The organism is Nonomuraea sp. NPDC051941 (assembly GCF_044593615.1).
Genome location: NZ_JBIUCF010000059.1, coordinates 25,737 through 38,946 on the forward strand (window position 1 = coordinate 25,737; position 13,210 = coordinate 38,946).

Sequence of the window (13,210 nt, forward strand, 5' to 3'; positions counted from 1 at the left end):
AAACGATCATGAAAGGTGGATCTTGATGGGGTGGGCGGTGCCCGTCCTCGGTCGGCGCGCCCTCCCGGCCGGGCCCTCCCGGCGCGAGGCAGGCGCCGGCTCACCAGTCGTCGTGGTCCAGATCCACGCGCCCGGCGTCGAAGGCCACGGGCTCCGCCTGCTGGGCGCGCTCGACGGCGCGGATCACCGTCACGATCTTGTGGGCCAGGCCGCACGTCAGGCCGACCACGAGCATGGCCAGCCACGGGTCGGCGGTGACGGCCAGGAACACCGCCCACCCGACCACACCCAGCAGGGCCGCCACCTGCAGCATCGGCAGCAGGACCTCCCAGGGCGGCGGCGGGGAGACGAGCGGCGGGGTGGTGGGGGTGATCGGTGTGCGGGACAGGCGGCGGGACGGGCGCCAGGATGGGCGGTGGTCGCCGGGTGCAGGGCTCCAGATCACGGGAAACGCGCCTCCTCCGGTCGGTGGCGTGGCGGGCTGCGTGGTTACGGTGCGTGCGCGGCCGCCTGGCCGCGCGAGAGGCTGGTATCGCTGCCCCGGGGTTGTTTGACGGTCGTTGTTTGACATCCCGGGTCTTTAGGAAAACCAAGATCATTAGGCGATTTGTCTGTTTAACGGCGGGCGAGTCGTTGTCAAACAACGGGGGCCGGACAACGCCCGCGACGGCCCCCGTTTGGTCACCGTGAGTAGCTGAGTTCGGGCTTGAGGTCGGTCTCCAGGACGACGTAACGGCCCCGGGCCGCGGTCGCGTCGATGTAGCCCTGGCTGGCCAGCAGCGGCAGGGTCTGCCGGACCCAGGTCCCCGAGTGGCCGGTGCGCTCCTGCACCGCCTGGTACAGGTCCTTGGGCGCGAACTCGTTGCCCACGCCGATCCCGGCCAGGATCTCCACCAGGACCGCTACCGCCTCCGCCTTGGGCATCTTGGGGCCCTCCGGCGGCTGGCCGGGGAACTCGATGTCCGCCGACTCATCGCGGACGAACGCGCCCGGCGCGGGCAGGTCGCCGGCGGTGCCGAGCCGGACGTCGTCGGTCGCGGCGCGCAGCTCGGCGGCGGTCTCGAACGCCAGGTCCGGGTCGTCGTCGCGGTCGACCATCTCGGCGAACGATGCCGCTAGTTCGTCGGCTGCTTCGTTCTTCATCTGGGTCTCCTCCTCGGGCGTGAGCTCGTCGGGGTCGTGGTGGTCGGGCTGGGAAGGGATCAGCATGGCGATGCCGTCCAAGGTCGGCGGGGTGGATGAGGGGGCGGGTGATGGTGCGGGGGAGGTGAGCGCCGCGGCCTGTGCCGACGCGACGGCGCCACCGTGGGCGGCCGGGTTGAAGGAGTGCTGGCGCGGCGCGGCGTCACGAGCGGCGACGCGGGTGGCCACGAACTCGGCGTACGGCTTGCCGAGCGAGTCCGCGGTGACCGGGTCCAGGTCCTGGAACAGGTGCCGGTACTCGGCGACGGCCGCCGACAGGTCGGCGGCGCCGATGTTGTCGTAGCGGGCGGGCATGGTCCGGCGGGCCTTGGGCACCCACGGGGCTTCCATGTACACGTAGCCCGGGTTGTCGGTGCCCCACGCCGACGGGTCGGCGCCCAGGTCGACCAGCCGGTCCGAAAGCACCATCCGGGCGTCGACCTCGTCTTCCACGCCGAAGGACTGGCCGGCGCCGAACATGGCGCGGGCGTCGGTGTCGACCTTGGTGTGGGAAGCGCGCTGCAGCTCGAAGTCAATCCAGATGCCGACCGAGCGGCAGCGCTCCACGATGGTGGTGACCGCTTCCACCCCGACCAGCGCGCCGGCCTCGGCGAAGTGGACCGACAGGAACTTCAGCCCGCAGCCGGGCACCCAGTTGGTCAGGTGCTTGCCCAGCAGGTTGCGGGCGGGGTTGCCCAGGTAGGCGGCCCGCGCCGGGATGGTGTGGTTGACCAGCCGCGTCAGCAGCCAGCGGATCATCGGGGCGGTGCTGGCCACGTAGGCGGCGGCCTGGTCGAGGCCGTGCAGCGACTGCTCTGCCTTGACCGAGTCACACAAGATCAGCGCCGACTCCGCCCGGCAGGCGATGGAGAAGTCGCTGACCTGCCCGGCCTCGGTCTTGCCGGCGCCGGGCATGCCCGCGGTCAGCAGGTGCGCCACGACCTTGGGCTTGCCGTTGATTTTGGTGTGCGGCAACACCATGGCCAGCGGGGAGCCGTCCCGGTAGCGGCCAAGCTCGATGGGCTCGATGATGTTTTCACCCGGCGCGTGCGGGCCGTGCCAGGGGATCGGGCTGTCCAGGGCGTCCTTGCGCGGGATCATCAGCAGCAGTTTGTTCTGGAAGTTGCCGACGATGGCGGTGGCACCCTCGCGGATGCCGCCTGCCCACGACTCGATGCGGGGCAGTTCCTCGGTGATGTCCTCGGGGACCTGGCCGGGCCGCAGCTCGACGCCGGCGGTCAGCCGCTCCCCGGAGTCCTCCAGCACGGTCAGCTGCGAACCGTGCGCGGCGGGCAGGTTCTCCGCCGTCCAGGCCCGCCACTCAGCGGCGCGGTCCTTGCCGCCGCCGGCCTGCCCGGCGGCGGTGGTGGTGACCAGCTCGCCGCCCTCGCTGTGGCGGGCATGGCGCATGTTGTGCGCGATCGCCAGCGTGATGCCGACCGCGAGGAAGGTCAGCATCACCTCCACGTGGTAGCCGAACGCCACGACCAGCATGATCAGTGTCAGCGGCGCGGCGACGTCGGCGACCTCCAGCACCTTGCGCCACCACGTGCGCTGGTGCGACAGCTTCCAGCGCAGCAGGCTCAACGCCACGGCGGACCCGCCGAACAGCACGCCTCCCAGCCATTCGACCTGCCAGGCGAAAAAGGCGAGCTGCAGCACCGCGGCGGCCAGGAACGTCAGCGGGATCAGCGCCCACGGGGCGCCGATGCGCAGCGCCTTGGGGAACTCATAGCCCTGCTCACGGTCGGTGCGCCGATCGGCGCCCATCTGCCGCGACAGCTTGCGCACAGCGCGCGCCGCGGCGCGGTCGTCGTCGAATCCGTTCATGATGTGGGCCTCACACGTCCAGCGGGTCGTGATCAGGGGACTTGGTCTTGCCCTTGCGCCGGCGCAGCTCCTCCAGCTCCACGCCGCAGAACTTCTCGATCCGCGGGTAGATCCGCTTGGCCGCCAGCCGCACCGCGCGCAGCGCGATCGTGGCGGTGTAGATGGTCGCCACCGACCGCGACGCCTTCCACCCGATCGACTTGCCATCGCCGATGTGGTTGGCCTTGCAGTACTTGAGCATCGCGATCAACGCGCCGCGCAGCTCATGGGCGCGGCACTCCAGCTCGGTGATCAGGTCAAGCGCGACCTTGTCGAGTTCGCGCCCGTAGCCGCGCACGTCCTCGGTGGTCCTGGTCGGCAGGTTCGCGAGATCTTCGTATCGGGCCATGCCCTAGGTCTCCTTCGGGTTGCGGGTCACGACCACCACGCCGCCGGGCGGCGGCGCGGGGTCGGCGGTGCCGGCCGGGCCGGGGGGCCTGGCCCGCTCGAACGTCTGCGGTGGGCCACTCAGCTCAGCCACCTCGCCGAGCACGGCGCCGACCACGTCGCGCCGGTCGCCGGGGTCGCCCAGGTCACCGGGCAGGTCGCCGGGCAGGTCGTCGTGGGCGGGCTCTCGCAGGTAGGGGTAGGGGTCGGGCTGGCCCAGAATGCGCCGGTCGGCGGCACTGGTACGCGGCTCGACCCAGTCGGCGCCCAGGCGCAGCCAGTACCAGACCAGCGCCCCGGCCCCCGCCACCAGGCCCACCCCGACGACCAGCACGACCAGGGCGGCGCCGAGGGCGCACGCCCCCGTCAGCAGGCCGGCGGCCAGCAGCACGCGGGCGTAGCGGGCCCAGATCCGGCCCGGCCGGCGCAGGTCCCGCTCGTTGCGCCACAGCGCCCGGGGGTTGATCCCGGCGTGACCGGCCCGGATCCCCAGGGCGAGCGCCCCGGCCAGCAGCACACCGGCTACCAGCCAAAACAGCGGCTCGGTGACCATCCAGCCCGCTTGTGAAACAGACCAAACAGACGAAACAGACAGCAGGCCGGGGCCCTGGCCGGTCTGCCCGGCCAGGGCCGCGACCACGGCGAGGGCGCTCATCGCCGCCCCCCGCCGTTGGCGGTTTCGCTCTGCTCAGCCCAGTCCAGCCAGCAGCACACGGTGCGGCTGGTCGGCTCGGCGCGGACCTCGTAGGTGTCGGCCAGTTCCCGAACGAGGGCCAGGCCGTGCCCGCCCTCGCCCTCGCCGCGCTTGGCCGCGACCAGCGCGGGCCCCAGGTCGACGCAGGTCACCCCCACGCTGTGAGCGGCCGCGTCCACCTCGACCTGCAGGGCGAACCGGCCACCCGGCGCCCCTGACGCCGAATGCATCACCGCGTTGGTCGTCAGCTCGCTGACGACCAGGACGACGTCGTCGACCCGGTCGCAGCCGGCCGGCAGCAGCTCGCGCACCCAGGCTCTGGCCTGCGCAATCGCGGCCGGGAGCCCGTCGAACGCGCGTGAGCTCGCGGTGGGCGCGCTGATGGTGATCGCCATCTACGCCACCCCCGCCCGGTGCGTCGACGGGACGGCGGCCTGGGCCAGCAGGCGCACCGGCCGGGCCCCGGCCGGCGGAAGCTGGCCGTGCTCGGCGAGGTGTTCGCGCAGGTAGACCAGCGGGTCGGCCTCGCCGAGTTCGGCGGCCGCCACGCTCGCCCGGGCCGCGGCCAGCAGCTCGCTGTAGGCGGCCGCCAGCATCACCAGTTCCTCGCGCCCCAGCCCGCAGGCGGGCGCCACCATCGCGGCGGTCATGACGCACCGTCCAGCGCGGTGTGGAAGCTGGCCAGCAGGAACTCCTGCACGGCGCCCACGCCCAGCAGCAGCTCCGCGTCCCCGGGCACCGCCAGCAGGATGTCCCTGCTGCGGGCCCGGATGACCCGGCGCGCCCGCTCGACCTCGCGGGCCAGCTCGTCACGGCTGATGCGCCAGCTGGCCAGGGAACCGGCGCTGCTGGGCACGGTGATGACCACCATGGCCCGGTCCGTGGGGTCGGCGGCCAGCGTGCCGGGCCGGGTACGCCCGAAGCAGCCGTCGGCCTCGCGGAAGGTCACCTTGACCCGGTGGCCCAGCAGCGCGGCCAGCTCCCGGTCCCAGTCGATCCGCTCGTGCTCACGATCGATCGGGACCGCCTCGATCGTGGCCTGGACGAACTTGGCCACCAGGGCGCGGGCGGCGAAGAACTTCAGGGGGATGCCGTGCTCCGGCACCAGCGTGATGACCAGGTAACCGGCCGCCTCGTGCGGGCCGACCTGGACATTGCCTTCCCCTGCGGCCGTGCCCTGCCCGACGATCAGCAGCGTCCGGGCGAACTGCCAGGACACCATCTCGCCGGCGTCGCCGTGTGAGTGCGGGAACAGCAGGTGGGCCGCGTACGGGTCGTCGGCCTCGAAAGCCAGGACGGCCTGCACCGGCTCCTGGCCCTGCGGCAGGGAGTGCCAGCGGCCGGGCCCCACCTGGTGCTGGTCGACCGGCCACAGCGTCAGCGCCTGCGTCACCGAGGTCGCGCGCTTCATGCCGCACCCCCGGCCTGCCCAGCGGCCTGCGCCACGATCGCCTGCTTGACCTTGCTCGCGGGCGTGCTGCCGCATCCGAGCGCCTCGCGGAACTTGCCCACGCCCGCGTCCGCCGACAGTTCCCCGGCGGCGATCAGGGCGCGCGCCCGGGCGGTCAGCGCCTCGATGTCGACCCTCGGACGGGGCGGCGGAGCGCTGTACTGGCGGCTGGCGTTTGCCCTGTACTGAAGGCCAGTACGGCCATCAGTACGGCCTGTACCGGCCTCCGGTACGGGCAGCACCTCCAGCACCGACCACAACGCCGGCAGCACCCACACCGAGACCACCGCCCCGACCGGGCCCAGGCTGTGCACGATCAGCGTCAGCAGATCGAACGAGCCGATGACGAAGGCGGGCCAGCAGTTGAGCACCAGCGTCAGGGTCAGCAGCAGCGCTTCGGCGCGGAACATCTTCCGGCCTGCTTCGGACTTGCGGTCCACGACCTTGCCGCGCATCGCCGAGTAGGCCTGCACGCCGACCGTGGCCAGCAGCGGCAGGCTCATGCCGAGCTCGACCAGGAACGCGGCCCACCAGCCGAAGCTGTGCTCCACGAGGTGCGTGGCCTTGGCCACCGAGGCCTGCACGCCGATGCTGGAGACGGCCAATCCGATGCCGGCCGCCGCCATCAGCATCACGGTCGTGATGCGGCGGACCTTGGCGTCGCGGTAGGCCAGAGCCACCGGGTCCTGGGAGAGCTCATGCAGCCGGGCGGCCTCGATGACGTCCGCGCGGCGCTTGCGCAACTTCTTGGACTCGAGCTGCAGCGGTGCCTCATCGGCCTGCAGACGCGCCAGCTGGTGTGCCTCGGCAACCTCCAGGCGCAGCCGCTGCACCCGCCGGGTCTCCCCGGACACCTCGAGTTCGGCGAGCTCGCCGGACTCGAAGGCCACGAGCTCGGCATCGACGATCTCGGCAGCGTCGTCCTGGTCGTCGTCGCCGAGTTCGTCGTCCTGGCCGCAGTCCTCGCCGTCGGGGTCGACTCGGTTGACGATGGTCTCGACCTCGGTCTCAACCTCGACCACCGGCTCGTCGACCAGCGGCGCCGGCGGCGGGGCGGGCGGGGCCTGGTCGAGCACCAAACGGCGATCGATCTCCGACAGGAGACGGTCGACCTCCTGGTGGGACGGCTCGCGGTTGGGAAGGGCGATGCTCATCGGGCGTCCACCTCCGCCCGCGCCCCCACGGTCTCAGCGGCGACGACCTTGAGCAGGTCGGTGAGCCGGTTGCTGACGGCCAGCACGGACTCCATTGACGGCACCCCGGCCGGGCCCATCTCCTCCAGCGCCGAGCCCAGAAGCAGCACGGCGTCCTGCACGGGGCCGGAGACGCTGGAGTCCACCACCTTGGCGATGACCGCGTGCGTGGCCTCCCACGCCTCGTAGACCGTGGCGGCCAGGCCCTGCCGCAGCCCCGAGCGGTTCGGGTTGTCCGGCAGCGTCACCGCCAAGTCCGCCAGCACCTCCCGCAGGTAGGCCAGGCGCTCCAGGGCGTCCTGGCCAGCGGGGATCGCGGGCACCACCGGCAGCACCGTGTTGGTGTCGAGGGGCGGGCGCGAGGGCGTCGCGTCGGAGCGCCGACGCGCCGGCTGCAGCCCGCGCTCGTCACAGGTGGTGGCTGCGGCCACCTCGACCGCGGCCGTCAGGCCGGTGACCGCCTGGCGGAGGTCGGCCACCGCGGCGGCCGCCGTCAGCTCCGTGGTGAGCACCCGCTGCAGGGTCTCCTCCAGCTGCTGCTGAGCGGGCCGCACCAACCAGTGATCGCGCAGCGCGTCCGGCAGGAACCGGCCCTGCGCTGCGATCTGGTTGATGACGCACCATGCCTGGTGGGCGGGCGCCCCGCCGGCCAGGACCAAGGGCCGTGTCGTGTCCTGGTCGGCCGCGTCGAGGCCGGCCAGCAGGCTCAGCGCCTTCTCCCCGGTCGCCGTGATCGCGTTCGCCGCAGCGGTGCCCATCAGGGCCTCGCGCACCTCGGTGATGCTGGGGCGGGGCTGCGCACCCGTGCGGTGCCGACGCCACGGCAGGCGGGACCACCAGCGGCTCCGGCGGCGGTCGGCCAGCAGCTCAACCCCGCCAGCCACGCTGGCCAGCCCTTCCTCGACCTCATTACGTACAGCCAGGATCTGGTCGGCCTGCGTGTCCATGCGCTCGGCGAGCGTGCCGGTCAGCGCACGGATCGCGCCGGCGACGTCGGCGTCGCGTTCGGCGGACGTGGTCAGGGCGGTGGCCAGGCCGCGCAGCGCGCTGGCGAGCTGGAACAGGTCCTCGCGGGGGGCGCCGACCGCGTGGCGCACCTCCGCGCGCAGCTCGCCGAGCTGGTCGACGACGCCCAGCATCGCGTGCGCGGTCGCGGCCTGCGCCGCGTACATCGCGGTCGCGGCGTCGTCGCCCTTGCGCAACGCGTAGCGAAGCTGGTCATCGCAGATGGAGGAGTTCTCGTAGAAGCGGTCCTTGTTCGCCGCGTCGGCCAGCAGGGCCTTGGCCTGCTCGGTGGCAGTGAGCTGTACGGGAGGGGTGGCCATTACGCCACCTCTACGAAGTCAGCGGGGATCTGCAGGGCGGCGTGAACCTCGGCCTCGGGGAATCGGAGGAGGCGGCCGCCCGGCGTGCGGATCGCCGCGATTCGACCCGTGACGGCCCACCGGGCCACGGTCTTGGGGTCGACGCGGAAGAGACTGGCGACCTCCTGGGAGGTCAGTAGCCTGTCGCCGGTCGGGGACAGATCAGCGATGATTGTCATGAGTCGGGGTTCCCTTCAGGTGTCGCGACTCGCCGCGGCCCCGGTGGTGATGCACCGGGGTCGCAGCTCTTTGCTGAATCGGGCATTCAAGACGTAAAGTGAAGTGACCGACAGCAAGTGCTGTACAGCACTTACGGTAGACGTGTCACAGGGCGCGGTCAAGGTGCTGTACAGCAATTCCCGTAGGGTGGATTCATGCAGCACCCAGAACAGATCCCGCCTTCGCGCCGGATCGCCGACGACCTGAGATCGGAGATCAAATCCGGGCAGCTCCCGCCTGGATTCAAGCTGCCCGCGGTGCGGGTGCTCGCCGAGCGGTACGGCGTGACGCAGAACCCCGTGCTCAAGGCGCTGGCGACCTTGAAGGCCGAAGGGCTGGTCAACGCCGTTCACGGCTCCGGCGTCTATGTCCGCCAAGCCCACCCCGTCCGCCAACTGGGGCCCGACCGGTACGCCCGCCACCGATGGCAGGTGACCACAGTTGAGGCTCACACTGATGGCCGCGGCGACAGCCCTGCCATCGTCCAGCAGGGCGGCCAGTCGCAGGATGTGGCTTTGGTGCAGGCCGACGAAGCAACGGCGGCGGCGCTGGGGATTTCCGTTGGGGATCCGGTGTATGAGCGCGCCCGGGTGATGACACGCGATGGCGCGCCAACGCACACCATGACCTCGTACTACCGCCAGGCCGACGTTGACGGCACGCCTCTCGTGGACCCCCGGCCGGGGATAGCCGGGAGCTCCGGCGGCTTCCAGGTGCTGACCGACCAGGGGCTGCCTCCCCACGAGATCACCGAGAACCTGGCAGCGCGAATGCCGACAGCCGACGAAGCCCTGCTTCTCGAACTCCCGGCCGGCGAGCCGGTCGTCGAACTGCACCGGATCACTCGAACGGCTGACGGCAGGCCGATCGAGTACGCCCGCGGCATCCACGCCGCGAGCCGTTTCTCCTGGTCGTACACGTTCGAGATCCCGGACTGACCCTTTCCTGGCACCCATTGCCCCCCAAACCGGACTCTCGACGCACGCAGCATTTAGATCCGTTCTACGGACCTATCGGGATTGTGTGAGGGGACCGAACGCCCTGTCAATAGGTCCGCAGGGAGGACCTTTATGATGCTGAGAACGGAAGGGGGCGAAATGCGGGTCACACCGGAAGAGATCGCCGCGTTCTACCGCCAAGCCATCTGGGGCGGCCAATATGAGACCGGCTCGCTGCTACCACGAGCGGTTGACGTGGCGGAACAGTTCGCTGCTGATCGCAAGACGGTCCTTGATGCGTACCGGCAGCTCGCGGAGGAAGGACTCGTTGAGGTGAAGCGGCGGGCCGGCACGGTGGTCACCTACAAGGCTCCAATGCGGTGGCTCGGGGCGGAGCGGTACTCGCGCTCTCGACGGGCACGCGGGGTACCCGCCTTTGCCGCGGACCGAGAGGCCAGCGGGCAGCCTTGGCGGCGTACCGACCAAACACCAACCGTCCAGCGTGTAGCGGCTAGTCCCGATGTAGCAGCCGCGCTCTCCTTGCCGGTTGGAACCGAGGTCATTGAGCGGGCCCGCCTGGTACGCGACGCCGACGGCCGCCCCACGCAGTCCCTTACGAGCTGGTACCGCGTGAGCGAAGTGGAGAACACCGCTATCGAGATGACCACTGTTGGCACCGCAGGCGCTGGCGGCGGCTATTCAGTGCTTGACGACCTGGGGCTTGGGCCGACAGCGGTAACTGAAGAGTTGTGGCCGCGCATGCCGTTGCCGGGAGAGGCAGCTCTCTTGGAACTTCCCAGCTCGGTACCAGTCATCGACTTCACCAGGTGGGCGCGCCACAACGACTACGTTGTCGAGTACGCCCGCGGCCTGTACGTAGGACCACGTTTCCGCTGGACCTACACGGTTCCCATCCCGGACTGAGAGGCGACCATGGTCGAGATCCCAACAGAACTGGCAACTCGATGGGCAAGTACTGAGACCGAACTGCGGAATGCCCTGCGAAACCAGCAACGTCCCGGCTTCTCGGACGAACTGCATGAGCTCGCCAACAGAGTGGAGGCCGCACACCGCAGAATGGCTGCGGTCTACGGCGAGCTAAGCTCACTGCCCGAGCTCCCTGCACCGCTTGCTGCAGCCGCAACGGCGGCTCAAGCCCACCACGGGGGCCTCTCCACTCACCAAGGCGACGATGGGGCGAAGAGAACTTCACTGCCGCCGGCGATCCGAGACGACGTTGCGACCCTCTGGGCCTACCACCAGATGGGCCACCAACTCCGGCCCGTCGACGTCGGCGTCGGCCTGGGTAGTCACGACCTGAGCGTGGCCACGTACGCGGCCCAACTCTGGCGGCAGGCCATCTTCCCGCTCATCGTGTTCACCGGTGCGAACGCCCCAACCACAGTGGCGCGTTTCCCTCGCGGGGAGGCTGTCCACTACCAGGAACACGCCCGTTCCCTGGGGGTTCCGGACGACGCCATCCTCGTCGAGCCCGCCGCCACCAACACAGCCGAGAACCTCACCCTGACCCGGGAGTTGCTCGCCCAGCGGGGAATCACCCCGCGATCGATCATGCTCATCAGCCGCCCCTACCAGCAGCGGCGGGCCTACGCCACCTGCCGCAAGATCTGGCCGGAGGTCGAGGTGATTTGCGGCTCCCTTCCCCTGGCGCTCGACGACTACGTGGCCTCCATCGGGGACGTCGGTCGTGTCGCGAACATGCTGGTCGGGGACACCCAGCGCATCGAGCTCTATGCCGAGCGCGGCTTCGCTATTCCGCAGCCCATGCCTGATGATGTCCGCGAGGCATACCTCAGGCTCGTAGATCGTGGATACACCGCGCGGCTGGTCGCCTGACCAGCGCCAAACGCCAACTTCCGTAGGGCGCCCGTACCGGATCGGGCGCCCTACATCGTTAACGGCGTTAATACCTGTAGATCGCCTACATATTACTGCGGGGTTCCGATGACTGCCCGTTAACGGCGTTAAGACCTGTAGACAGCCTACTTATTGTCTGCCAGTCCCTTCCGCAAGGTGGCGACTGCGTCCTCCAGGATCTTCAGGATCGCGCGAGCTTTCGCGGGATGGCGGTGAGTCATCTGACGGAGTGCTCGCTGATCGCTGACCATGTTGGCGGCCCCTTCCAACCGCAGTGCCTCGTTCAGGCTGACCTCATGGAGAGGCTCGCCGCGGCTGGGCGTGGTCAGCGGCTCCGTGTTCTCCGGGGGAACAGGCTGGGGCGATGGGGGGGTTGTTCTCCCATCGCCAGACGATGCGGGGGCCGTCCGCTCAGGCTTGGGGTGCGGGACCGGCGGCCCCAAATCCGATGCCACTTCAGGCTGAGAGAACGGCTCAGTTATGGGGGCTGCAGCCGGGGACGGTAGGTCTGGGTCCGGTTCTGGATCTGGCCAGATCTGCTGGTCGTGGCGCAGCCTGCCGAGCCTGCGTGCATCCTCCAGCTTGAGATCCCCCTTGATGAGCGCCTGCTGGAGCTCCGGCCGTAGACCGAGCAGCGCCAGCCGAAACGACACCCACGCCCCTGACTTCCCCAGGAGGGCTGCTGCTTTTCCCTGAGACAGGTTCTCCTCTGCCATGAGGTCGCGGATCGCGTTCGCTTCCTCCAGCGGCGACAGATCGTCGCGCTGAACGTTCTCGATCAGTGCGTTCCGCCGTGAGGCTGCGGCCACGTCCTCCCGTACTTTGACGGGCGCCTCGTCCAGGCCTGCCAGTTCGCCAGCGTGACGGCGTCGGTGCCCGATGAGGATGACGAATGGCTTGTCGCCGATCCCGCCCTCATTGATGGGCTTGTCGTGATCAGGGTGAGCCGCGAGCCAGTTTTCACGTGGGACGATGACCAGGTCTTGGAGGATGCCGCTCTCTTTGATAGTGGCGGCCAACCCTTCGAGATCGCGGAGCGCGTCTCGGGGGTTGCCGGGGTTGTCGGCCATGTCGGCGAACTTGACCTTGTCCGGCCACTTGGGCTTCGACGGCTCCGACACATTCCCGACCCGCAGCGACGCCAGGCTGGTGCGCTTTCCTGACATGGCGACGCTCACCGCGACATCCTCCCGAATTCCAGGGCCAGTTTGTAGAAGTCCTGCCGGGCCTCCAGGGAGACCCGGTTCTTCGGGTAAGTCGTCACCAGCAAGCCGTCCGCCGACGCGTTCGTGTGGACTCGATAGTGGCGGACCACTGTCCTCGCTCGGTTCCACCCTTGCCCATCGATGAACTCAATGGTCTGGTCGCGGAATCCCTCACCATCGCGCGGATCCCAGTTGTTGACCACCACCATGTACGGCAAGCCGCGAGGCTTCACCACATGCTCGATCGTGTTGTATGTCGGCTGGAAGGCAAGCGGTTCAGGCTCGATCGGGATGAGCACGTCATCGGCGACATCCAGCACCGTACGAAGCGCATCAGCGAACCCGGAGTCCTCGAACGGGTCCTTAGCGTGCAGGTTGGCAGTGGGGATCCAGCCGGGGGTGTCCACCCAAATGTCCTGGATACCGGGCAGATTGGGCAGATCGGCCAGCTCTTCGAGCGAGTCATAACCCTGCACGAAGTGGAAGGGCAGGGCGCGCTCCGCAGCCTTCTTCGCATCGGCTTTGAGTAGTTCCTCGAAGATTGCCTGGATTCGTTCGGCCCAGAACACGACCGATCCCTGCGGGTCGATCGATAGGACGACGGTGGAGTCCTGCTCTCCAGAGGTGTCAGCGTTAACGGCCGCGAGTTGGACGGCGTTGGTGGATTTCCCAACGCCGCCCTTCTGGTTGAGGACGACGTGGACCTTGGCCCGCCGCGCCTTTGCCGCCGCCGCGAGATGGCCATCGGCCATGGTGGCTCCGTTCTTCCGTATGCTTCCCAGCCTGTGGGCTGGTACTTCGGACGTGAGCCACTCTGTCAGATGATCAACT

The 13,210-nt window shown here is 69.5% G+C and carries 15 protein-coding genes; 3 read left to right on the forward strand and 12 right to left on the reverse strand.

The features are described 5' to 3' along the window. Positions 1-100: 100 nt before the first annotated feature. From ACIHFD_RS57580 to ACIHFD_RS57625, 10 genes are all read right to left on the reverse strand, one after another. Positions 101-445, reverse strand: coding sequence for a hypothetical protein (locus tag ACIHFD_RS57580; RefSeq protein WP_397374152.1), 345 nt, complete (start codon positions 443-445; stop codon positions 101-103). Positions 446-681: 236 nt separating this feature from the next. After that, complete coding sequence (locus ACIHFD_RS57585; RefSeq protein WP_397374153.1) at positions 682-3,012, reverse strand: hypothetical protein; 2,331 nt, start codon at positions 3,010-3,012, stop codon at positions 682-684. Positions 3,013-3,022: 10 nt separating this feature from the next. Next, positions 3,023-3,400, reverse strand: a complete 378-nt coding sequence (locus ACIHFD_RS57590; RefSeq protein ID WP_363984433.1) for a hypothetical protein — start codon at positions 3,398-3,400, stop codon at positions 3,023-3,025. Positions 3,401-3,403: 3 nt separating this feature from the next. Continuing rightward, positions 3,404-4,093 carry a hypothetical protein gene (locus ACIHFD_RS57595; protein WP_397374154.1) on the reverse strand — a complete coding sequence of 230 codons (690 nt, stop codon included), beginning with the start codon at positions 4,091-4,093 and terminating at the stop codon, positions 3,404-3,406. Then, a complete protein-coding gene (locus ACIHFD_RS57600; protein WP_397374155.1) occupies positions 4,090-4,527 on the reverse strand; it encodes an ATP-binding protein in 438 nt (145 codons plus the stop codon). The genes ACIHFD_RS57595 and ACIHFD_RS57600 overlap by 4 nt, the downstream gene beginning before the upstream one ends. Continuing rightward, positions 4,528-4,782, reverse strand: a complete 255-nt coding sequence (locus ACIHFD_RS57605) for a hypothetical protein (protein ID WP_397374156.1) — start codon at positions 4,780-4,782, stop codon at positions 4,528-4,530. Further along, positions 4,779-5,543, reverse strand: a complete 765-nt coding sequence (locus tag ACIHFD_RS57610; protein ID WP_397374157.1) for an SsgA family sporulation/cell division regulator — start codon at positions 5,541-5,543, stop codon at positions 4,779-4,781. Before ACIHFD_RS57610 ends, ACIHFD_RS57605 begins: the two co-directional genes overlap by 4 nt. Next, on the reverse strand, positions 5,540-6,736 hold the full coding sequence (locus ACIHFD_RS57615) for a hypothetical protein (protein WP_397374158.1): 1,197 nt from the start codon (positions 6,734-6,736) through the stop codon (positions 5,540-5,542). Before ACIHFD_RS57615 ends, ACIHFD_RS57610 begins: the two co-directional genes overlap by 4 nt. Beyond that, positions 6,733-8,100, reverse strand: a complete 1,368-nt coding sequence (locus ACIHFD_RS57620) for a hypothetical protein (RefSeq protein ID WP_397374159.1) — start codon at positions 8,098-8,100, stop codon at positions 6,733-6,735. Before ACIHFD_RS57620 ends, ACIHFD_RS57615 begins: the two co-directional genes overlap by 4 nt. Next, complete coding sequence (locus ACIHFD_RS57625) at positions 8,100-8,318, reverse strand: BldC family transcriptional regulator (protein WP_363984420.1); 219 nt, start codon at positions 8,316-8,318, stop codon at positions 8,100-8,102. Before ACIHFD_RS57625 ends, ACIHFD_RS57620 begins: the two co-directional genes overlap by 1 nt. A 195-nt stretch (positions 8,319-8,513) precedes the next feature. On the opposite strand from ACIHFD_RS57625, the gene ACIHFD_RS57630 reads away from it, so the two are divergent. From ACIHFD_RS57630 to ACIHFD_RS57640, 3 genes are all read left to right on the forward strand, one after another. Continuing rightward, positions 8,514-9,296: a GntR family transcriptional regulator gene (locus ACIHFD_RS57630; protein WP_397374160.1), complete on the forward strand. Its 783-nt coding sequence runs from the start codon at positions 8,514-8,516 to the stop codon at positions 9,294-9,296. Positions 9,297-9,428: 132 nt separating this feature from the next. Further along, complete coding sequence (locus tag ACIHFD_RS57635) at positions 9,429-10,220, forward strand: GntR family transcriptional regulator (protein WP_397374161.1); 792 nt, start codon at positions 9,429-9,431, stop codon at positions 10,218-10,220. Positions 10,221-10,559: 339 nt separating this feature from the next. Then, positions 10,560-11,153, forward strand: coding sequence for a YdcF family protein (locus ACIHFD_RS57640; RefSeq protein ID WP_397374162.1), 594 nt, complete (start codon positions 10,560-10,562; stop codon positions 11,151-11,153). Positions 11,154-11,299: 146 nt separating this feature from the next. Here ACIHFD_RS57640 and ACIHFD_RS57645 read toward each other — a convergent pair whose 3' ends face one another. Further along, complete coding sequence (locus tag ACIHFD_RS57645; protein WP_397374163.1) at positions 11,300-12,352, reverse strand: ParB/RepB/Spo0J family partition protein; 1,053 nt, start codon at positions 12,350-12,352, stop codon at positions 11,300-11,302. Next, on the reverse strand, positions 12,349-13,131 hold the full coding sequence (locus ACIHFD_RS57650) for a hypothetical protein (protein WP_397374164.1): 783 nt from the start codon (positions 13,129-13,131) through the stop codon (positions 12,349-12,351). Before ACIHFD_RS57650 ends, ACIHFD_RS57645 begins: the two co-directional genes overlap by 4 nt. Positions 13,132-13,210 lie beyond the last annotated feature (79 nt).

Coding starts and splice junctions, on each gene's coding strand:
- ACIHFD_RS57640 (WP_397374162.1), top strand. CDS start 10,560: ATGGGCCACCAACTCCGGCCCGTCGACGTCGGCGTCGGCCTGGGTAGT.
- ACIHFD_RS57590 (WP_363984433.1), bottom strand. CDS start 3,400: ATGGCCCGATACGAAGATCTCGCGAACCTGCCGACCAGGACCACCGAG.
- ACIHFD_RS57600 (WP_397374155.1), bottom strand. CDS start 4,527: ATGGCGATCACCATCAGCGCGCCCACCGCGAGCTCACGCGCGTTCGAC.
- ACIHFD_RS57630 (WP_397374160.1), top strand. CDS start 8,514: ATGCAGCACCCAGAACAGATCCCGCCTTCGCGCCGGATCGCCGACGAC.
- ACIHFD_RS57595 (WP_397374154.1), bottom strand. CDS start 4,093: ATGAGCGCCCTCGCCGTGGTCGCGGCCCTGGCCGGGCAGACCGGCCAG.
- ACIHFD_RS57650 (WP_397374164.1), bottom strand. CDS start 13,131: ATGGCCGATGGCCATCTCGCGGCGGCGGCAAAGGCGCGGCGGGCCAAG.
- ACIHFD_RS57620 (WP_397374159.1), bottom strand. CDS start 8,100: ATGGCCACCCCTCCCGTACAGCTCACTGCCACCGAGCAGGCCAAGGCC.
- ACIHFD_RS57615 (WP_397374158.1), bottom strand. CDS start 6,736: ATGAGCATCGCCCTTCCCAACCGCGAGCCGTCCCACCAGGAGGTCGAC.
- ACIHFD_RS57610 (WP_397374157.1), bottom strand. CDS start 5,543: ATGAAGCGCGCGACCTCGGTGACGCAGGCGCTGACGCTGTGGCCGGTC.
- ACIHFD_RS57625 (WP_363984420.1), bottom strand. CDS start 8,318: ATGACAATCATCGCTGATCTGTCCCCGACCGGCGACAGGCTACTGACC.
- ACIHFD_RS57605 (WP_397374156.1), bottom strand. CDS start 4,782: ATGACCGCCGCGATGGTGGCGCCCGCCTGCGGGCTGGGGCGCGAGGAA.
- ACIHFD_RS57635 (WP_397374161.1), top strand. CDS start 9,429: ATGATGCTGAGAACGGAAGGGGGCGAAATGCGGGTCACACCGGAAGAG.
- ACIHFD_RS57585 (WP_397374153.1), bottom strand. CDS start 3,012: ATGAACGGATTCGACGACGACCGCGCCGCGGCGCGCGCTGTGCGCAAG.